Source organism: Citrobacter sp. S39, assembly GCF_009495675.1.
Taxonomy (GTDB): Bacteria; Pseudomonadota; Gammaproteobacteria; order Enterobacterales; family Enterobacteriaceae; genus Citrobacter; species Citrobacter freundii.
This window is the reverse complement of record NZ_CP045555.1, coordinates 3,057,449-3,075,942: the sequence shown is the minus strand read 5'-3', so window position 1 is coordinate 3,075,942 and position 18,494 is coordinate 3,057,449. Positions and strand designations below refer to the sequence as shown.

Sequence of the window (18,494 nt, the reverse complement as noted above, 5' to 3'; positions counted from 1 at the left end):
CGATTAATCTCGCCGCACCAGTCGGAAGACACCCAGCACAACAATCGCGCCGACCACGGCCACCAGGAAGCTGTGGAGATTAAACCCGCTGACATCGCCGCCGATACCAAACATCGTTGCCAGCCATCCACCGACCACAGCACCGACAACACCGAGAATACAGGTCAGGATAAATCCACCGCCATCGCGCCCCGGCATAATCAGTTTGGCGATAACCCCCGCAATCAGACCAAAAATAATCCAGGCAATAATTCCCATTTTCAGGCCCTCTTTCCAGTGAACGCACGCGCAAGACATTCTTGCGCCAGCCTTTAAAGTATAGGCAAACCATCGCTATATGCTGTTTTCACGCAGACTTAATTCATTGGCGTTGGTAAAAAATTTCATCCATTTGTATTAAGTTCCGTTGATTGATGCCGATAATCCAACGACAAACCAGGCATCCGGGAGTCATTAGGTGTGAGTAACTACAATGAGCAGTTCCTGAAGCAAAATCCGTTAGCGGTGTTAGGTGTACTTCGGGACTTAAAATCGCAGCAGGTTCCACTGCGTATCTCCTGGTCGGGCGGCCAGTTCATCAGCAAAGTTCTGGCCGTCAGCCCGGACGAGCTGGTCATGGATTTTGGTAGCCAGGAATATGAAAACCAGGCCGTACAGCGGGCCAGTCAGATCTCGATTATCGCCGAAACGCAGGGAGCCAAAGTAGAATTCACCCTGCCACAGTTAAAAAAAGGTGAGTATCAGCAACTGCCAGCGTTTATTTCATCCTTGCCGCCTTCCCTGTGGTTTGTTCAGCGTCGGGAATATTTCCGCATCGGCGCTCCGCTGCATCCTCCCTATCGCTGCACGGCAAAAATGCCGGACAACAGCACGCTGTGCTTTCGCTTATTCGATTTGTCGCTTGGCGGTATGGGCGGGCTGTTAGAAACGGCAAAACCAGAAGGACTGGTAGAAGGTATACGCTTCGCGCAGGTTGAACTGAACATGGAACAATGGGGAGTGTATCACGTTGACGCCCAGCTTATTTCCATTAGCGAACGCAAAGTTATCGACAGTAAAAACGAAACCATTACCACTCCCCGCCTGAGCTTTCGTTTTCTCAACGTCGGCCCGGCGGTGGAGCGGAACTTACAGCGGATTATTTTTTCCCTTGAGCGCGAGGCCCGGGAAAAGTCGAACAAAGTGCGCGATTAACATCACCTGAATTACATTACATCCAGCGCTTGCTGAAGCTTCCAGATATAGCGCGGAGCTTGCGGCGCCGGATGATTGTCCGCAACATGTTCAATAAATTCATCCGGGCTGAGATCGTTGATCTTATTGATGGCTTTCTTCCTGTCGGAAGAGAACGTTCGCAGCAATGCTCCCGCTCCGTTAGCGTACGATACTACCAGCGCATACTGCATCACCTGTGGATCCTCAATCCCTGCCAGCGGCCCGGTCTCCAGAATGCTCAGGTATGCGGCCCCCATGGAGATATTGCGTTCGGGGTTTTTCAACTCGCTGGTCGACGGCTCTCCGCTCCATCCCATGCGACGATAAACATCGCGGCCTGAAGTCGAGGCTTTTAACTGCATCAGACCAATCGCATTAGACTTACTGACCGCATTCGGATTACCGCCTGATTCAATGGCAATAATAGCGGTAATCAATTGTGGACTGACACCCCAGGCCGCACCGGCTTTTTCACTGATCGGCATCCATTGCATTGCGCGTTTAACCGGAACTTCAGCATTCCACGGCGGGTTTTTGTAATCATGTTTTGAACTACAGCCCGCAAGTAATACAACCAAAAAAGCAAACCATCTCAATTTCACGTCATCTATCCTTATAGCCGGAACCTGTCGCTGAGGTGACAACGACATACCTACGCGGCATGATATACATTTGGTTTTAGTTGTAGCAAGGAAATGCCATGTCCCGGTTTCACTTAATTGCCCCGTCGGGCTACTGTATCAATCAGCAGGCTGCATTACGTGGGCTTGCACGTCTTACTGAGGCCGGTCATCAGGTCGATAATTCAGCGGTCATTGCGCGCCGCTGCCAGCGTTTTGCGGGTACAGAGGCAGAAAGGCTTGCTGATGTGAACTCGCTCGTTAATCTGAAAACCCCCAATACCATTGTGATGGCGGTACGTGGCGGCTATGGCGCGAGCCGTTTACTGGAAGATATTGACTGGCAAGGGCTGGCAGCCCGCCAGCAACAAGATCCGCTGCTGCTGTGCGGGCACAGCGATTTTACGGCGATCCAGTGTGGTCTACTGGCTCAAGGGAATGTGATTAGCTTCAGCGGCCCGATGCTGGCGGCCAACTTCGGTGCCGAGGAGATGAACACATTCACCGAGCACCATTTCTGGCAAGCATTGCGTAATGCCCAATTTACCCTCGAATGGCAGGGTGACGGTCCGCAGTGCGCGACTGAAGGTACACTGTGGGGCGGAAATCTGGCGATGATCATTTCGCTGATGGGTACACCGTGGATGCCGGCCATCAAAAACGGCATTTTGGTGCTGGAAGACATTAACGAGCATCCATTCCGTGTCGAGCGCATGCTGCTGCAACTGTACCACGCGGGAATACTGGCCCAGCAAAACGCCATTATCCTCGGCAGTTTTAGCGGCAGCGCGCCGAATGATTACGACGCTGGTTACAATCTTGATTCAGTTTGTGATTTTCTGCGCACCAGGCTGTCCGTTCCGTTGATCGGCGGCCTCGATTTTGGCCATGAACAACGCACCGTCACCCTGCCGCTGGGAGCCAAAGCGGTGCTGAAAAACGATAAAAACAGCACTCAGCTCACCTTAAGTGGGCATCCGGTACTAAAATCGTAAAAAAAGCGGCTAATGGGGCTAAGTAAAACGCTGTTTCTGTCGTTATTATGGTAGGGTTTATTAATACGAAACAGCGTAATTCAGGAGTAACCGAACGTTGGATGCCGCAGCAATTATTAGCCTTTTTATTTTGGGTTCCGTTCTCGTCACCTGCAGTATCTTACTCAGTTCATTCTCATCACGTCTCGGTATCCCAATTCTGGTGATATTTCTCGCTATCGGTATGTTAGCGGGTGTGGATGGTATTGGCGGCATACCTTTCGATAACTATCCTTTCGCCTACATGGTGAGCAACCTGGCACTGGCGGTTATCCTACTCGACGGTGGCATGCGCACTCAGGCCAGCTCTTTTCGCGTTGCGTTAGGCCCGGCGCTATCGTTGGCGACGGTCGGTGTGCTGATTACTTCCGGACTCACTGGCATGATGGCCGCGTGGCTGTTTCATCTGGATCTTATCGAAGGGCTGCTGATTGGCGCGATTGTTGGTTCAACTGACGCCGCGGCGGTCTTTTCCCTGCTTGGCGGTAAGGGACTTAACGAACGCGTTGGCTCTACGCTGGAAATTGAATCCGGTAGTAATGACCCGATGGCCGTGTTTTTGACCATCACACTCATCGCCATGATCCAAAATCACGAGACCGGCTTAAGCTGGATGTTCGCGGTGCACATTATCCAGCAGTTTGGCTTAGGAATCGCTATCGGTCTTGGCGGTGGATATATGCTCCAGCAGATGATTAACCGCATTTCTCTGCCTGCCGGACTGTATCCACTCTTGGCGTTAAGCGGTGGGATCCTGATTTTTGCCCTGACCACTGCGCTGGAAGGCAGCGGTATTCTGGCGGTTTATCTGTGTGGTTTCCTGCTGGGGAATCGCCCCATCCGCAACCGATTTGGTATCCTGCAAAACTTCGACGGTCTGGCCTGGCTGGCGCAAATCGCCATGTTCCTGGTGCTTGGACTGCTGGTTACGCCGTCCGACCTGCTGCCTATCGCAATCCCTGCGCTGATTTTGTCTGCGTGGATGATATTCATTGCCCGCCCGCTTTCGGTCTTCGCCGGACTGCTGCCGTTTCGTGGCTTTAATCTGCGCGAGCGTATTTTCATCAGTTGGGTGGGTTTGCGCGGCGCGGTGCCGATCATCCTCGCCGTCTTCCCAATGATGGCGGGCCTGGAGAACGCGCGCCTGTTCTTTAACGTCGCCTTCTTCGTGGTACTGATCTCGTTGCTGTTTCAGGGAACGTCACTTTCATGGGCCGCGAAAAAAGCCAAGGTGGTGGTCCCTCCCGTCGGCTGGCCCGTTTCGCGCATTGGTCTCGATATTCACCCAGATAACCCATGGGAGCAGTTTGTTTATCAGCTCAGCGCAGATAAGTGGTGTGTGGGTGCCGCGCTGCGCGACCTGCATATGCCGGAAGAAACGCGAATAGCCGCCCTGTTTCGTGACAACGTGCTGTTTCACCCCTCCGGCAGCACGCGTCTGCGCGAAGGCGACGTATTGTGTGTTATTGGTCGCGAGCGCGATCTCCCAGCTCTCGGCAAGCTATTCAGCCAGTCGCCACCGGTGTCGTTAGACCAGCGCTTCTTCGGTGATTTTATTCTGGAAGCCAGCGCGAAATATGCCGATGTGGCGCTGATTTATGGCCTGGATGATGGCACAGAGTATCGTGAAAAGCAGCAAACGCTGGGTGAAATTGTCCAGCATCTGCTTGGTGCCGCGCCGGTCGTCGGTGACCAGGTGGAATTCGCTGGCATGATCTGGACGGTGGCCGAGAAGGAAGATAATGCAGTGCTGAAGGTCGGTGTTCGCGTTGCTGAAGACGAGGATGAGTAAAGAGGATGTTGTTTGCCGGGTGGCGGCAGCGCCTTACCCGGCCTGTAAAATGCACTGAATCTACAGGCCGGATCAGTGCAGCGCCATCAGGCAGCCCCGTAAATGTTACACCGTCACAACCGGTACGCGCAGCGCCAAAGAACACATTAACTCGTAGCCCACCGTTCCTGCTGAGGTAGCTACATCGTCAATTTTAATCTCTTTGCCCCACAGCTCTACCGGTGTCCCGATCCCTGCCTGCGGGCACGGTGTCAGATCTACCGCCAGCATATCCATTGAGACTGTCCCCACCGTCCCGGTACGTACACCGTCCACCAGCACAGGCGTTCCGCTTGGCGCATGGCGCGGATAACCGTCTGCATAGCCGGTCGCCACTATTCCAATGCGCTGCTCGCCGCTGGCGGTGTAACGGCCACCGTAACCCACCCGATCGCCAGCTTTCAGCGTTTGTATGCCGATTATCTCGCTGCTCAGAGTCATCACTGGCTTCAGGCCGGTGTTGGCGATGTCCCGCCATTGTCCCGAAGGCGACGCGCCATACAAAATAATGCCCGGACGAACCCAGTCATAATGCGCTTCAGGGTGCCACAGCGTGGCGGCCGAATTCGACAGTGACCGTCTGCACTCCAGTCCTTCTGTTGCCAGCGCAATACGCGCCATTGCTTCCTGGATACCTTCCGGGTGCTCTGCATCTGCAAAATGCGACATCAGCGTCATTTCGCCGACGTTGGGCATCGCCCGCAGCTGTTGCCAGACCGTTGGAACTCTTTCCGGTAAAAACCCAAGCCGGTTCATACCGCTGTTCACCTTCAGGTAAACATCGAGCGGTGCTTTGAGGCGGGCATTCTGCAATGCTTTTAGCTGCCAGTTACTGTGTACACAGGTGGTCAGTCGATAATTGTCATATACCGTCAGGTCTTCAGCGTGGAAAAAACCCTCCAGCATGAGTATCGGGCCTTTCCATCCGCGCTCGCGCAGGGTTATCGCCTCTTCAAGATTGAGCATGGCAAAACCATCGGTTGTGCCCAGCGCATTCCAGACGCGTTCAATGCCGTGTCCATATGCATTGGCTTTCACCACCGACCAGACGCGAGCGTCCGGCGCTGCCTGGCGTGTAATGGTCAGATTTTGTTTCAACGCCTGCAGGTCAATGCTGGCCAGTATCGGGCGGGTCATCTCACGTCCTTATCAGTTATGTGCGCCATGTAAATGTCGTGGACGAGAGGGGGTAAACCCCGGACTGTAACGCGCCACGCTCAGATCGTCATAAGGTATGGCTGGCGTACGGCCAGAAAGGATATCGCTCAGCAACTGACCGGAACCGCAGGCCATGGTCCAGCCCAGCGTGCCGTGGCCGGTATTGAGCAGCAGATTCTTAAAGCGGGTGCGCCCCACCACCGGCGTACCGTCCGGCGTCATCGGACGCAGTCCGGTCCAGAAGGTTGCCTGCTCCACATGACCACCGCACGGGAAGAGATCGCGTACGACCATTTCCAGCGTTTCACGACGAGGTTGTAGCAGCTCTGTATTAAAACCGACAATCTCCGCCATGCCGCCAACCCGAATACGATTGTCAAAGCGGGTAATAGCGATTTTGTAAGTTTCATCAAGGATAGTAGAAACCGGCGCACCGTCGTCTTGCGCTACCGGAATAGTCAACGAATAGCCTTTGAGCGGATAGACCGGGATATCAACGATCCCTTTCAGCATCGCCGTGGAATACGAACCAAACGCCATCACATAGGCATCGGCTTTGATAATCTCTTCGCCGCACTGGACGCCATAAATCTGCTCACCATCGCTCAGCAGCTTATCGACCGGGGTGTTAAAGCGAAACTTAACGCCCGCCTGCTCCGCCATCTGCGCCAGACGCTGGGTAAACAACTGGCAGTCGCCGGTTTCATCATTCGGTAAACGCAGACCGCCGGTCAGTTTGTGCGCCACTTCTGCCAGTGCCGGTTCGACTTCCGCCAGACGATTTGCTTCCAGGAGCTGATATGGCACGCCAGCGTCTTCGAGCACGGCGATGTCGCGTGTGGCGTTCTCATACTGTTGAGCGGTACGGAACAGTTGCAGGGTTCCGCCCTGACGTCCTTCATACTCAATACCGGTAGAGGCGCGCAGCGCTTTCAGACAATCACGGCTGTATTCCGCCAGTCGCACCATGCGTCCTTTATTTTCCATGTAGTGGCTGGTGTCGCAGTTGCGCAGCATCTGCCACATCCATTTCAACTGGAACTGGGTTCCGTCAAGACGAACGGCCAACGGAGCGTGGCGCTGAAACATCCATTTGATTGCTTTAAGCGGTACGCCTGGTGCCGCCCATGGTGCCGCATAACCTGGAGATATTTGCCCCGCGTTCGCCGCACTGGTTTCCAGTGCCGGACCGGGCTCACGATCAATGACGGTGACATCGTGTCCAGCCTGACTTAAGTACCAGGCGCTGGTCACGCCAACGACACCACTTCCCAGTATGACAACTCGCATAGCCACTCCGTTAACAGTAAAAGAACAATCTTCTAATTACATCTTGATAACTCAGTTGAAAATATTATTCAACATATGGCTTTTTTATGGTGACTTATCTCACATATAGCGGTGATGGCGGGGAACTCTCTGCTTTGGCATCTCCTGCTGTGCGTTATTTTTATCCAGCATAAAATTTTGCGGCAATGCCGTTTTTCAACGCCTCGCTAACGAGAAATCGCAAAGAAAAAATTTCTGCCGCAGCACGTTTTTTAACACCATGATCTATGCTTGAAATGAGGTACTCCAGACAGAGAGTGCCGCCAACAATGAGGGTGCGCGAATGGCTACGATTGATTCCATGAACAAGGACAGCACACGGTTAAGCGATGGACCCGACTGGACGTTTGATCTGCTGGATGTCTATCTGGCAGAGATAGACCGCGTGGCGAAACTCTACAGACTGGATACCTACCCGCACCAAATCGAGGTGATCACCTCCGAACAGATGATGGACGCTTACTCCAGCGTCGGGATGCCGATCAACTATCCTCACTGGTCGTTTGGTAAAAAGTTTATTGAAACCGAGCGCTTGTATAAGCATGGTCAGCAGGGACTGGCCTATGAGATTGTTATCAACTCCAATCCGTGTATCGCGTATCTGATGGAGGAGAACACCATCACCATGCAGGCGCTGGTGATGGCGCATGCCTGCTACGGACACAACTCCTTCTTCAAAAACAACTACCTGTTTCGTAGCTGGACGGATGCCAGTTCCATCGTCGATTACCTAATCTTCGCACGAAACTATATAACCCAGTGTGAAGAACGCTACGGGGTCGATGAAGTCGAAAAGCTCCTCGACTCCTGCCATGCGCTGATGAACTACGGCGTTGACCGTTACAAACGCCCGCAAAAAATCTCCCTACAGGAAGAGAAAGCCCGGCAGAAAAGTCGTGAAGAGTATCTGCAAAGTCAGGTCAATATGTTGTGGCGCACGCTACCGAAGAAAGAGGAAGAGAAAAGCGTGGCGGAAGCCCGGCGTTATCCCTCTGAGCCACAGGAAAACCTGCTGTACTTCATGGAGAAGAACGCCCCGCTGCTGGAGTCCTGGCAACGCGAAGTGCTGCGCATTGTACGCAAGGTCAGCCAGTATTTTTATCCGCAGAAACAGACGCAGGTGATGAACGAGGGCTGGGCCACTTTCTGGCATTACACCATCCTGAACCACCTTTATGATGAAGGTAAAGTCACCGAACGGTTTATGCTGGAGTTTCTGCATAGCCATACCAATGTGGTATTTCAGCCACCCTACAACAGCCCGTGGTATAGCGGGATAAACCCTTATGCCCTGGGGTTTGCCATGTTCCAGGATATCAAACGTATTTGTCAGTCGCCGACCGAGGAGGACAAATACTGGTTCCCGGATATAGCGGGTTCCGACTGGCTGGAAACCCTGCATTTCGGGATGCGCGATTTCAAAGATGAGAGTTTTATCAGCCAGTTCCTGTCGCCGAAGGTAATGCGCGATTTCCGCCTGTTCACCGTGCTGGATGACGATCGTCACAACTATCTGGAGATTTCTGCGATTCATAACGAGGAAGGATATCGTGAGATCCGCAACAGGTTGTCGTCGCAATACAACCTGAGCAACCTGGAGCCGAATATTCAAATCTGGAATGTCGATCTGCGTGGCGACCGTTCGCTCACCTTGCGCTATATTCCGCATAACCGCGCACCGTTGGATAAAGGACGCAAAGAAGTGCTCAAGCATGTACACCGGCTTTGGGGTTTTGATGTGATGCTGGAGCAGCAGAATGAAGATGGCAGCGTGGAGCTGTTGGAGCGTTGTCCGCCAAGGATGAACGGTCTGTAAATCTTATTGCCGGAGGCGGTGTAAACACCTTATCCGGCCTACGAAGTGCATGCATTCCAGGCCGGATAAGACGCTTTGGCGTCGCCATCCGGCTTTGAGCGATTAACGGCCCTGAATCGCCAAATCGCCCGGCAGATTCTTCTGCATACGATGCCAAATCTCGCCACTGTCGTGACCGTAGCGGCGCACCGTTTCATACACCTGCTCATGAGCACCCTGCTCGCAGAGTTCTGACAGCTTGTGGTAGAAGCTCAGCGCCAGCGCGCGCGCTTCCGGGTTGGCAAAATAATGGCGGCCAATGCGGGTATATAATCCTTTCATACCGTTGAGGATCAAACCGTAAATCGGATTGCCGGAGGCAAATGCCAGACCGCGGAAAATGTTATAGTCCAGATCGGCAAATGCGTCAGCGTGGTCAGCCACCTGATTTGCCGTCGCCAGAACCTCCTGTGCTTTATCAGGATGCTGGCGAAACGCAGTACGAACAAAGATCGTCGAAATATTGGTACGCACAGACAGCAGATTATCAATCAGCTGCGGAACACTCTCGTGATCGAGGCGCGCCAGCGTTTCAAGAATATTCAGCCCGGAGGTTTCCCAGAAGTTATTTACCTTCGTCGGTTTGCCGTGTTGAATGGTCAACCAGCCATCTCGCGCCAGACGCTGCAATACTTCGCGTAGCGTGGTACGTGTCACCCCAATAAGTTCGGAGAGTTCACGTTCAGCGGGCAAAATAGTGCCAGGTGGGAAGCGGTTATTCCAGATACTTTCAATGATGTACTCTTCCGCGAACCCAGCCGGGCTTTGCGCCTTAATGACCATAGTAAAAATTCCATTACACAGCAAAACATAGTTACACACATCATACCAGATGGGTATCTTAGCTGATAGCTGACGCAATGAAGAAAAAGTGGATCAAGGCTTCATTTTCCAAATAACGCTACAGTACAGCCAACCTTGCCAGTCTTGTGAATAGCTTGCCTGTACTCCCTCCTCCCGCTAAGCTTTGCGGTCAAACATAAAAATATGATTTCATTTTTAAAGGTAGGGAAATCACCATGGAGCTATCATGGGGCCGCGCGATGTGGCGCAATTTTTTAGGTCAATCACCAGACTGGTACAAACTTGCACTGCTTGTCTTCTTAGTCGTTAACCCGATTATTTTTTTCATCAACCCCTTTATCGCCGGCTGGTTGCTGGTGGCCGAGTTCATTTTCACGCTGGCGATGGCGTTAAAATGCTACCCACTGCTGCCTGGCGGGCTGTTGGCTATCGAAGCTGTCATTATTGGTATGACCAGCGCAACGCATGTTCGTGAAGAGGTTGCCGCAAACCTTGAGGTGTTATTGCTGCTGATGTTTATGGTGGCAGGCATCTACTTTATGAAGCAGCTGCTACTGTTTATTTTCACGCGTCTGCTACTCACTATTCGCTCCAAAACGCTGCTGTCGCTGGCATTTTGTGTTGCGGCCGCTTTCCTCTCGGCGTTCCTTGATGCGCTGACCGTCGTGGCCGTGGTAATCAGCGTTGCGGTCGGTTTTTATGGCATCTACCATCGCGTTGCCTCTTCCCGCGCGGAAGACAACAACATGCTCGATGACAGCCATATCGATCAGCACAATAAGGTCGTTCTTGAGCAGTTCCGTGGTTTTCTGCGTAGCCTGATGATGCACGCGGGTGTCGGTACGGCGTTAGGCGGCGTGATGACCATGGTGGGCGAGCCACAAAACCTGATTATCGCCAAAGCGGCTGGCTGGCATTTTGGCGACTTCTTCCTGCGCATGTCGCCGGTTACCGTCCCGGTACTGATTTGCGGCCTGTTAACCTGTGTACTGGTCGAGAAATTGCGCTGGTTTGGCTATGGCGAAACGCTGCCGGAGACCGTCCGTGATGTCCTGCAACAGTTTGACGATCAGAGCCGCCAGCAACGTACCCGCCAGGACAAAATCAAACTGATTGTCCAGGCGATTATTGGCGTCTGGCTGGTAGTTGCGTTGGCCCTGCATCTGGCAGAAGTAGGATTGATCGGTTTGTCGGTCATCATTCTGGCAACCTCCTTGACAGGAGTCACCGACGAACATGCGATAGGTAAAGCCTTTACCGAGTCGCTGCCCTTCACCGCCCTGCTGACCGTGTTCTTCTCTGTTGTTGCGGTGATTATCGATCAACAGCTCTTTTCGCCGATCATTCAGTTCGTATTGCAATCCTCAGAACATGCCCAACTGACGCTGTTCTATCTCTTCAATGGCCTGCTGTCTTCTATTTCTGATAACGTATTTGTCGGTACCATTTACATTAACGAGGCCAAAGCCGCGCTGGAACAGGGGACCATCAGCCTCAATCAGTATGAGCTGTTAGCGGTGGCGATCAATACCGGGACCAACCTGCCTTCGGTAGCCACGCCAAACGGCCAGGCTGCATTCCTGTTCCTGCTGACCTCTGCACTGGCGCCGTTAATTCGCCTCTCGTATGGTCGCATGGTGTGGATGGCTCTGCCTTATACTCTCGTCCTGACGCTCGTCGGTCTGCTTTGCGTCGAGTTCACGCTTGTCCCGGTGACCGAGTGGATGACCCAAACGGGCTGGTTAGCTACACTTTCATAACAATTAACCGGGCAAATCACTGCCCGGTTTGACTTTTTGCATGATAATTATCCGATTACGCAAATTTTCAATTCCCGCTAGTGGCGCATAAAGTGAATTGGTTTAAACTGCGGTCTCTACGCATGTTGCAGGGAAATGATTATGTTGCGATTTTTAAACCAGTGCTCCCGAGGTCGTGGGGCATGGTTATTGTTGGCGTTAACCGCCTTTGCGCTGGAGCTCGTTGCGCTGTGGTTCCAGCACGTCATGCTGCTAAAACCTTGCGTGTTGTGTATTTACGAACGTAGCGCATTATTTGGCGTGATGGGTGCAGGGCTGGTGGGTGCTATTGCACCAAAAACACCGCTGCGTTATGTGGCGATGATAATCTGGATTTACAGTGCCTGGCGCGGACTTCAGTTAGCATATGAGCACACCATGATTCAGCTGCACCCGTCCCCGTTTATGACCTGTGATTTTGCCGCACGCTTCCCAAGCTGGCTGCCACTGGACAAATGGCTGCCGCAGGTGTTTTTAGCGTCCGGTGACTGTGCTGAGCGCCAGTGGTCTTTTTTAACCCTGGAAATGCCGCAGTGGCTGTTGGGGATCTTCGCCGCCTACATGGTAGTCGCCGTGCTGGTGGTGATAGCACAGCCGTTCAAACCGAAAAAACGTGACCTCTTCGGTCGCTAACAGAGACGCTCCTTCGGGAGCGTTTTTTTTGGCTTAAATTCATTGCCTGCTGGCATCTATAAGATGTATATTAAATACATCTTATAGATGCCACACCAAGGAGATGTCTTATGTCCCATTTACGCATCCCGGCAAACTGGAAAGTTAAACGCTCTACTCCCTTCTTTACCAAAGACAATGTCCCCGCAGCACTTCTTTCTCACCATAACACTGCAGCAGGCGTTTTTGGCCAGCTTTGTGTGATGGAAGGTACGGTAACGTATTACGGTTTTGCCAATGAAGACGCAAAAGAGCCTGAAGTAAAAGTGGTGATTAATGCCGGTCAGTTCGCGACCAGCCCGCCGCAGTACTGGCATCGCGTTGAATTAAGCGACGACGCCCAATTCAACATCAATTTCTGGGTTGAAGATGACAACCATGGAGATGAGATGTATCAGGCGAAAAAGTCTTAAGCCCTTACGCCTGCTAATTGATGGGCGGCTTAGTCCGCCCATGAAGGTTTGTTCAAAATATGGTCCTGCCAGTCACGCACTTCCGATTCTTTCACCGCAATATGACGTACTGAAATACGCTCGCCGTGCATTGCCGCTTTGGACCCCGTCAGCAGTGGATGCCACTCCGGCAGCCCTTTACCTTCCGCTAACAGACGATAAGCACAGGTCATCGGCAGCCATTCAAAGGTAGGCAGATTATCGCGCGTCAGTTTGATACAGTCAGGCTCGTATTCGAATCGGCGTTCGTAATTACGGCATTGACAGGTTTTGATATTGAGCTGCTTACACGCGACGTTGGTAAAATAAATTTCGTCGGTGTCTTCATCCATCAGCTTATGCAGGCAGCATTGACCACACCCATCACATAATGACTCCCACTCGGCATCGGTCATTTCATCCAGGGTTTTACTTTGCCAGAAAGGTATGTCGCTCATCAGGGTATCCGCTATTGCAATAAAGCTGCACCTTATAACCAGTCTGGCACGCTGTTGCAAGTTTTGCCGCCCGAAAAGGCGGCAAGAAGAGATTACAGCACGCGTGTCGTCAGCGTTTGACCATGAAAACTGATGGCCAGCTCATCACCGCTGTTTAACGGCCCAACACCTGCTGGCGTCCCCGTCAACACAACATCGCCCGCTTTGAGGGTAAAGAAACGACTCATATAGGCAATCAAAGGAACGATTTGATGGATCATATCCGCCGTGGAGCCGTGCTGGCGTGTTTCACCGTTGACCGTTAACCCCAGCATCGTATCCTGCGGATCGCCGTTAAACTCGGCCACCGGAATAAACCCCGACAGCGGACAAGAGTTATCAAAACCCTTCGCTTTTTCCCACGGCTGCCCCGCTTTCTTCATTTTGCCCTGAATATCACGCAGGGTCAGATCCAACGCGACGCCATAGCCCGCGATGGCTTTGCGCACATGTTCTTCCGTCGCCTGACGTAGGGTCGCGCCAATCAGTACCGCCAGCTCAACTTCATGGTGAACTGAACCCATATCAGATGGGATCACCAGCGGCTGGCGCAAATCGCACAGCGCAGTTTCCGGTTTGATAAACAACACCGGCTCTTCCGGAGGGGTTCCGCCCATCTCTTTAATGTGGTTGGCATAGTTACTCCCTACGCAAACCACCTTACTCACCGGATAATCCAGCAGAGCACCATGCCAGTTATGATGTTGATACATTATTTTCCCCTAACGTAGTTATCGATTTCAGGTACTGCATCGATGGGGCGTGCTGCTGCCGGATGCAGTTTAACGTTTAGCGTCTGGTGTATTTTGTTTCGCCGCAGCCAGATGCTGTTTAAGTAAATCTTCTGGCGGTGGTGGTATTTGTAAATAATAGCCCTGCTCGGTGAGTGCCTGTTTTACTTTTTCCAGATCAGCATTAACGAGCTTTTTACGGCCATCAAGCGGCAACATCATTGCCAGCGTCGGCTGACCAAATCCTTTCATCAGTTCTTCAGGAACTCGCGAGAAATCGTCTTTTTTTTCGACATATAAATAGGTCTGGTCACGTTTACTGCTTCGGTAGATCACACAAAACATATCTTTTACTCTGAATTCACGGAATGGTGGCTTGCCTCAATATAATACTGACTATAACATGCCTTATAGTCTTCGGAATATCACCCCGCGCTGGGGATGATAAATAGCAAATTGAGTAAGGCCAGGATGTCAAACACGCCAATCGAGCTTAAAGGCAGTAGCTTCACCTTATCAGTGGTTCACTTACATGAAGCAGAACCCGAGGTTATTCGTCAGGCGTTGGAAGACAAAATCGCGCAGGCACCTGCTTTTTTAAAACATGCTCCCGTCGTGGTTAACGTGAGTGGTCTTGAAAGCCCAGTAAACTGGTCAGCGTTGCAGAAAGTTGTCGCGTCTACTGGATTGCGCATTATCGGCGTTAGCGGATGCAAAGACGCCAGACTCAAGGCTGAAATCGACGAAATGGGTCTTCCTTTACTGACTGAAGGTAAAGAAAAAGCTATTCGTCCTGCGCCCGTTGAGGCCCCGACTCACGTTGCTCCGCCGCAAAACGTTACTCCCATCACAAAAACACGATTAATAAATGTGCCGGTTCGTTCCGGTCAGCGCATTTATGCACCACAATGTGATCTGATTGTTACAAGCCACGTCAGTGCAGGCGCAGAGCTTATCGCTGATGGCAATATTCATGTTTATGGAATGATGAGAGGCCGTGCGTTGGCAGGCGCTAGCGGTGATCGGGAAGCGCAAATTTTTTGTACCCATCTGACGGCAGAACTGGTGTCTATCGCAGGTGTTTATTGGCTGAGTGATAAAATCCCAGCAGAATTTTATGGCAAAGCGGCACGTCTGCAATTAGCAGAGAACGCTTTGACAGTTCAACCGTTGAATTGATCCCTTTTTAACAAGGAATTTCTATGGCACGCATTATTGTTGTTACTTCGGGTAAAGGGGGCGTTGGCAAAACCACCTCCAGCGCGGCCATCGCTACAGGTTTGGCCCAGAAGGGAAAGAAAACTGTCGTTATTGATTTTGATATCGGCCTGCGTAACCTCGATCTGATTATGGGTTGTGAACGCCGCGTCGTTTATGACTTCGTCAACGTTATTCAGGGCGATGCGTCGTTAAATCAGGCGTTAATCAAAGATAAGCGTACCGAAAATCTCTTTATTCTTCCGGCCTCACAGACTCGCGATAAAGACGCGCTAACGCGTGAAGGCGTCGCGAAAGTTCTGGACGACCTGAAAACGATGGAATTCGACTTCATTGTCTGCGACTCTCCGGCGGGTATTGAAACCGGTGCGCTGATGGCCCTGTATTTTGCCGATGAAGCGATAATCACCACTAACCCGGAAGTTTCCTCTGTACGTGACTCTGACCGTATTCTGGGTATTCTGGCGTCGAAATCTCGTCGTGCGGAAAACGGTGAAGATCCGATTAAAGAGCATTTGTTGCTGACGCGCTACAACCCTGGCCGCGTAAATAAAGGTGACATGCTGAGCATGGAAGACGTACTGGAAATTCTGCGAATCAAGCTGGTTGGCGTGATTCCTGAAGATCAGTCAGTCCTGCGCGCGTCTAACCAGGGTGAGCCGGTTATTCTCGACATCAATGCTGATGCCGGTAAAGCCTATGCTGATACCGTAGACCGTCTGTTGGGAGAAGAACGTCCTTTCCGCTTCATTGAAGAAGAGAAGAAAGGTTTCCTCAAACGCCTGTTCGGAGGATAAGTTATGGCATTACTGGATTTTTTTCTCTCGCGGAAAAAGAGCACAGCGAACATCGCTAAAGAGCGACTGCAGATTATTGTTGCGGAACGCCGTCGTAGTGACGCCGAGCCACATTATTTACCGCAGTTGAGGAAAGATATTCTCGAGGTTATCTGCAAGTATGTACAAATTGATCCTGAAATGGTCACCGTACAGCTTGAGCAAAAAGACGGCGATATTTCTATCCTCGAACTTAACGTGACATTACCTGAAGCCGAAGAATCTAAATAACGGCTTTACTCAGAGAGTCATCGTTACAAAAAAGGCAGATTATTCTGCCTTTTTTATTTTCTGTTTCTTGCCAACCTGTTGCACTTTTATTCCAAAGTAAACTTTGGATAGTTTTCGGTAAAATAGCGGCGCAAATACTCGACCGTAATACGGATTTTTGCAGACGTCGCCAGCCGGGAAACATACACCGCCCAAATATTTGCTGGTTGATAATACTCGGGCAATATGTGTATCAGGTTTCCGCTGGCAATGTTGTCGCAAACGTCCCACCATGACCGCAGGGCTATTCCCTGCCCATCAAGGCACCACTGATGTACCACTTCGCCATGATTAGACGACAGAGGTCCCGTAACTTTAATCGAATGCGCGCCCTCTTTATTGCGCATTTGCCAGATACCAAACGGATGGTCGCGCTCTTTGATGACCAGACAAGGAAGAGTGGCAAGATCGTTGAGTTGCTTCGGCGTCCCATGCTGCGTCAAAAATTCCGGCGAGGCGCACAAAATACGGTAGTTAGTCGCCAGCTTGCGGGCAATCAGGTTCGGCGCGATATCATCCCCGATACGAATATCAAGATCGATGCCCTCATTCACCATATCCACCAGACGATCTTCCACATCGAACCTCAGTTCTAACTGCGGGTACTCTTTTGCCAGTGCCGACAGCGCCGGAGCGACCACCCGGCGGCCAAAACCAAAGCTACTAATAATACGTAGCATCCCCCGCGGGACCTGCCTGGCATCAGAAAGCTCGTCCATCATTTGATCGACATCCTGTAGGATCCGCTGCGCCCATTCGTAGATCCGCTCCCCCTCTTCCGTGATGGTTACGCGCCGCGTTGTTCGATGCAGCAGCACTACATTCAGCGTTTGCTCCAGCAGGGCAACGCGCTTACTTATAAAAGCCGGTGATACGCCCAGTTCCTCGGCAACAGCGGCAAATCCTGCACGACGGGCAACCAGCATAAAGACGCGTAAATCTTTTAGCAGCGGCAGATTATTCATGATCTGTGTTTTATGTTTCACCAGTTAGGGGGATTAACTATTAATCAGTCAATTATAGGATAAGGGGAAAGTCAATTTTGATGGCGCACAAGTGAGAGCTGCTATGAAGAAAACCTGGCGTATCGCCGCTATCCCCGGAGATGGCATTGGTAAAGAAGTCCTGCCTGAGGGCATTCATGTTTTGCAGGCAGCCGCCGAGCGTTGGGGGTTGTCGCTCAGCTTTGAGCAAATGGAATGGGCCAGCTGCGAATACTACGCCCATCACGGCAAAATGATGCCCGATGACTGGCATGAGCAGTTGCAATCCTTCGATGCTATCTATTTTGGCGCGGTTGGCTGGCCGGACACCGTGCCTGACCACATCTCATTATGGGGTTCGCTGCTTAAGTTTCGCCGCGAATTTGACCAGTACGTCAACCTGCGACCGGTGCGCCTGTTTCCGGGAGTTCCTTGCCCACTGGTTGGCAAGCAGCCTGGCGACATTGATTTCTACGTCGTACGCGAAAACACCGAGGGAGAATACTCTGCCCTCGGCGGACGCGTGAGCGAAGGTACTGAACACGAGATGGTGATCCAGGAGTCGGTCTTCACCCGCCGTGGCGTCGACCGAATTTTGCGTTATGCCTTTGAACTGGCACAAGGTCGACCACGCAAAACGTTGACTTCGGCGACCAAATCCAATGGGCTGGCCATCAGCATGCCCTACTGGGATGAACGCGTCGAAGCGATGGCGTCACACTATCCTGAGATCCGCTGGGATAAACAGCATATTGATATTCTGCGCGCCCGCTTTGTCATGCAGCCTGAGCGATTTGACGTCGTGGTTGCTTCCAACCTGTTTGGTGACATCCTCTCCGATCTCGGTCCAGCCTGTACCGGAACGATTGGTATTGCGCCTTCTGCCAACTTAAATCCGGAACGCACCTTCCCGTCCCTGTTCGAGCCGGTACACGGTTCGGCCCCGGATATCTACGGTCAGAATATCGCCAACCCTATAGCGACTATCTGGGCTGGAGCCATGATGCTCGACTTCCTTGGCAACGGTGATGCCAACTATAAAGCCGCCCACGACGGTATTCTGGCGGCAATTGAGCAGGTCATTGCCAGCGGCCCGAAAACGCCAGATATGAAAGGCAGCGCCACCACCCAACAGGTAGGTGAAGCCATTCGTCAGGCACTGTGTCGCTAACTCAAATCCGATTAAAAACGGGAGCGCCAGCTCCCGTTTT

General features: G+C 52.0%; 20 protein-coding genes. 11 read left to right on the top strand and 9 right to left on the bottom strand.

The window, feature by feature from the left end:
* Positions 1-3 precede the first annotated feature (3 nt).
* The gene (locus tag GFB57_RS14675; protein ID WP_003020908.1) at positions 4-258 is read right to left on the bottom strand and encodes a GlsB/YeaQ/YmgE family stress response membrane protein; all 255 of its coding nucleotides are present in this window, start codon (positions 256-258) and stop codon (positions 4-6) included.
* Between the two features lie 201 nt (positions 259-459).
* On the opposite strand from GFB57_RS14675, the gene GFB57_RS14670 reads away from it, so the two are divergent.
* Positions 460-1,194: a flagellar brake protein gene (locus GFB57_RS14670; RefSeq protein WP_003020911.1), complete on the top strand. Its 735-nt coding sequence runs from the start codon at positions 460-462 to the stop codon at positions 1,192-1,194.
* Between the two features lie 11 nt (positions 1,195-1,205).
* Here GFB57_RS14670 and emtA read toward each other — a convergent pair whose 3' ends face one another.
* Entirely contained in the window at positions 1,206-1,817 is a 612-nt protein-coding gene (emtA, locus tag GFB57_RS14665; RefSeq protein WP_003020914.1) for a membrane-bound lytic murein transglycosylase EmtA, read from the bottom strand.
* Between the two features lie 98 nt (positions 1,818-1,915).
* Here emtA and ldcA point away from each other — a divergent pair, with 98 nt between their 5' ends.
* A complete protein-coding gene (gene ldcA, locus GFB57_RS14660) occupies positions 1,916-2,830 on the top strand; it encodes a muramoyltetrapeptide carboxypeptidase (protein ID WP_003020916.1) in 915 nt (304 codons plus the stop codon).
* A 97-nt stretch (positions 2,831-2,927) separates the two neighbouring features.
* On the top strand, positions 2,928-4,661 hold the full coding sequence (locus GFB57_RS14655; RefSeq protein WP_003020918.1) for a potassium/proton antiporter: 1,734 nt from the start codon (positions 2,928-2,930) through the stop codon (positions 4,659-4,661).
* Between the two features lie 105 nt (positions 4,662-4,766).
* Here GFB57_RS14655 and dadX read toward each other — a convergent pair whose 3' ends face one another.
* Both dadX and GFB57_RS14645 read right to left on the bottom strand, forming a co-directional pair.
* Positions 4,767-5,837 (bottom strand): catabolic alanine racemase DadX, encoded by a 1,071-nt coding sequence (gene dadX, locus GFB57_RS14650; protein ID WP_003020922.1) that lies wholly within the window; start codon positions 5,835-5,837, stop codon positions 4,767-4,769.
* A 12-nt stretch (positions 5,838-5,849) separates the two neighbouring features.
* Positions 5,850-7,148, bottom strand: a complete 1,299-nt coding sequence (locus GFB57_RS14645; protein ID WP_003020925.1) for a D-amino acid dehydrogenase — start codon at positions 7,146-7,148, stop codon at positions 5,850-5,852.
* A gap of 322 nt (positions 7,149-7,470) precedes the next feature.
* Here GFB57_RS14645 and GFB57_RS14640 point away from each other — a divergent pair, with 322 nt between their 5' ends.
* Positions 7,471-9,003: a SpoVR family protein gene (locus GFB57_RS14640; protein ID WP_003020928.1), complete on the top strand. Its 1,533-nt coding sequence runs from the start codon at positions 7,471-7,473 to the stop codon at positions 9,001-9,003.
* A gap of 102 nt (positions 9,004-9,105) precedes the next feature.
* On the opposite strand, the gene fadR is transcribed toward GFB57_RS14640, so the two are convergent.
* A complete protein-coding gene (fadR, locus tag GFB57_RS14635) occupies positions 9,106-9,825 on the bottom strand; it encodes a fatty acid metabolism transcriptional regulator FadR (protein WP_003020931.1) in 720 nt (239 codons plus the stop codon).
* A gap of 236 nt (positions 9,826-10,061) precedes the next feature.
* On the opposite strand from fadR, the gene nhaB reads away from it, so the two are divergent.
* The 3 genes from nhaB (at position 10,062) to GFB57_RS14620 (ending at position 12,730) form a co-directional block, all read left to right on the top strand.
* On the top strand, positions 10,062-11,606 hold the full coding sequence (nhaB, locus tag GFB57_RS14630) for a Na(+)/H(+) antiporter NhaB (protein WP_003020934.1): 1,545 nt from the start codon (positions 10,062-10,064) through the stop codon (positions 11,604-11,606).
* 141 nt (positions 11,607-11,747) lie between these two features.
* The gene (gene dsbB / locus GFB57_RS14625) at positions 11,748-12,278 is read left to right on the top strand and encodes a disulfide bond formation protein DsbB (RefSeq protein WP_003020937.1); all 531 of its coding nucleotides are present in this window, start codon (positions 11,748-11,750) and stop codon (positions 12,276-12,278) included.
* Positions 12,279-12,388: 110 nt separating this feature from the next.
* The gene (locus GFB57_RS14620; RefSeq protein ID WP_003020940.1) at positions 12,389-12,730 is read left to right on the top strand and encodes a DUF1971 domain-containing protein; all 342 of its coding nucleotides are present in this window, start codon (positions 12,389-12,391) and stop codon (positions 12,728-12,730) included.
* Between the two features lie 29 nt (positions 12,731-12,759).
* On the opposite strand, the gene GFB57_RS14615 is transcribed toward GFB57_RS14620, so the two are convergent.
* From GFB57_RS14615 to GFB57_RS14605, 3 genes are all read right to left on the bottom strand, one after another.
* Positions 12,760-13,206, bottom strand: coding sequence for a YcgN family cysteine cluster protein (locus GFB57_RS14615; protein ID WP_003020944.1), 447 nt, complete (start codon positions 13,204-13,206; stop codon positions 12,760-12,762).
* 92 nt (positions 13,207-13,298) lie between these two features.
* Complete coding sequence (locus tag GFB57_RS14610) at positions 13,299-13,958, bottom strand: fumarylacetoacetate hydrolase family protein (protein WP_003020947.1); 660 nt, start codon at positions 13,956-13,958, stop codon at positions 13,299-13,301.
* Between the two features lie 69 nt (positions 13,959-14,027).
* Complete coding sequence (locus GFB57_RS14605; RefSeq protein ID WP_003020949.1) at positions 14,028-14,321, bottom strand: YcgL domain-containing protein; 294 nt, start codon at positions 14,319-14,321, stop codon at positions 14,028-14,030.
* Positions 14,322-14,447: 126 nt separating this feature from the next.
* Here GFB57_RS14605 and minC point away from each other — a divergent pair, with 126 nt between their 5' ends.
* From minC to minE, 3 genes are read left to right on the top strand one after another with little or no spacing between them, the layout of a single operon-like run.
* Positions 14,448-15,155 carry a septum site-determining protein MinC gene (minC, locus tag GFB57_RS14600; RefSeq protein WP_003020951.1) on the top strand — a complete coding sequence of 236 codons (708 nt, stop codon included), beginning with the start codon at positions 14,448-14,450 and terminating at the stop codon, positions 15,153-15,155.
* 23 nt (positions 15,156-15,178) lie between these two features.
* Complete coding sequence (gene minD / locus GFB57_RS14595; RefSeq protein WP_003020956.1) at positions 15,179-15,991, top strand: septum site-determining protein MinD; 813 nt, start codon at positions 15,179-15,181, stop codon at positions 15,989-15,991.
* Between the two features lie 3 nt (positions 15,992-15,994).
* Positions 15,995-16,261 (top strand): cell division topological specificity factor MinE, encoded by a 267-nt coding sequence (gene minE, locus GFB57_RS14590; RefSeq protein WP_001185666.1) that lies wholly within the window; start codon positions 15,995-15,997, stop codon positions 16,259-16,261.
* A gap of 86 nt (positions 16,262-16,347) precedes the next feature.
* On the opposite strand, the gene GFB57_RS14585 is transcribed toward minE, so the two are convergent.
* Complete coding sequence (locus GFB57_RS14585; protein ID WP_003020959.1) at positions 16,348-17,265, bottom strand: LysR family transcriptional regulator; 918 nt, start codon at positions 17,263-17,265, stop codon at positions 16,348-16,350.
* Between the two features lie 103 nt (positions 17,266-17,368).
* On the opposite strand from GFB57_RS14585, the gene GFB57_RS14580 reads away from it, so the two are divergent.
* Entirely contained in the window at positions 17,369-18,454 is a 1,086-nt protein-coding gene (locus tag GFB57_RS14580) for a tartrate dehydrogenase (protein WP_290366823.1), read from the top strand.
* Positions 18,455-18,494 lie beyond the last annotated feature (40 nt).

Excerpts from the sequence above, each read along its gene's own strand:
- GFB57_RS14675 (WP_003020908.1), bottom strand. The coding sequence starts at position 258 with ATGGGAATTATTGCCTGGATTATTTTTGGTCTGATTGCGGGGGTTATC.
- ldcA (WP_003020916.1), top strand. The coding sequence starts at position 1,916 with ATGTCCCGGTTTCACTTAATTGCCCCGTCGGGCTACTGTATCAATCAG.
- dadX (WP_003020922.1), bottom strand. The coding sequence starts at position 5,837 with ATGACCCGCCCGATACTGGCCAGCATTGACCTGCAGGCGTTGAAACAA.
- GFB57_RS14645 (WP_003020925.1), bottom strand. The coding sequence starts at position 7,148 with ATGCGAGTTGTCATACTGGGAAGTGGTGTCGTTGGCGTGACCAGCGCC.
- GFB57_RS14640 (WP_003020928.1), top strand. The coding sequence starts at position 7,471 with ATGGCTACGATTGATTCCATGAACAAGGACAGCACACGGTTAAGCGAT.
- fadR (WP_003020931.1), bottom strand. The coding sequence starts at position 9,825 with ATGGTCATTAAGGCGCAAAGCCCGGCTGGGTTCGCGGAAGAGTACATC.
- nhaB (WP_003020934.1), top strand. The coding sequence starts at position 10,062 with ATGGAGCTATCATGGGGCCGCGCGATGTGGCGCAATTTTTTAGGTCAA.
- dsbB (WP_003020937.1), top strand. The coding sequence starts at position 11,748 with ATGTTGCGATTTTTAAACCAGTGCTCCCGAGGTCGTGGGGCATGGTTA.
- GFB57_RS14620 (WP_003020940.1), top strand. The coding sequence starts at position 12,389 with ATGTCCCATTTACGCATCCCGGCAAACTGGAAAGTTAAACGCTCTACT.
- GFB57_RS14615 (WP_003020944.1), bottom strand. The coding sequence starts at position 13,206 with ATGAGCGACATACCTTTCTGGCAAAGTAAAACCCTGGATGAAATGACC.
- GFB57_RS14610 (WP_003020947.1), bottom strand. The coding sequence starts at position 13,958 with ATGTATCAACATCATAACTGGCATGGTGCTCTGCTGGATTATCCGGTG.
- GFB57_RS14605 (WP_003020949.1), bottom strand. The coding sequence starts at position 14,321 with ATGTTTTGTGTGATCTACCGAAGCAGTAAACGTGACCAGACCTATTTA.
- minC (WP_003020951.1), top strand. The coding sequence starts at position 14,448 with ATGTCAAACACGCCAATCGAGCTTAAAGGCAGTAGCTTCACCTTATCA.
- minD (WP_003020956.1), top strand. The coding sequence starts at position 15,179 with ATGGCACGCATTATTGTTGTTACTTCGGGTAAAGGGGGCGTTGGCAAA.
- minE (WP_001185666.1), top strand. The coding sequence starts at position 15,995 with ATGGCATTACTGGATTTTTTTCTCTCGCGGAAAAAGAGCACAGCGAAC.
- GFB57_RS14585 (WP_003020959.1), bottom strand. The coding sequence starts at position 17,265 with ATGAATAATCTGCCGCTGCTAAAAGATTTACGCGTCTTTATGCTGGTT.
- GFB57_RS14580 (WP_290366823.1), top strand. The coding sequence starts at position 17,369 with ATGAAGAAAACCTGGCGTATCGCCGCTATCCCCGGAGATGGCATTGGT.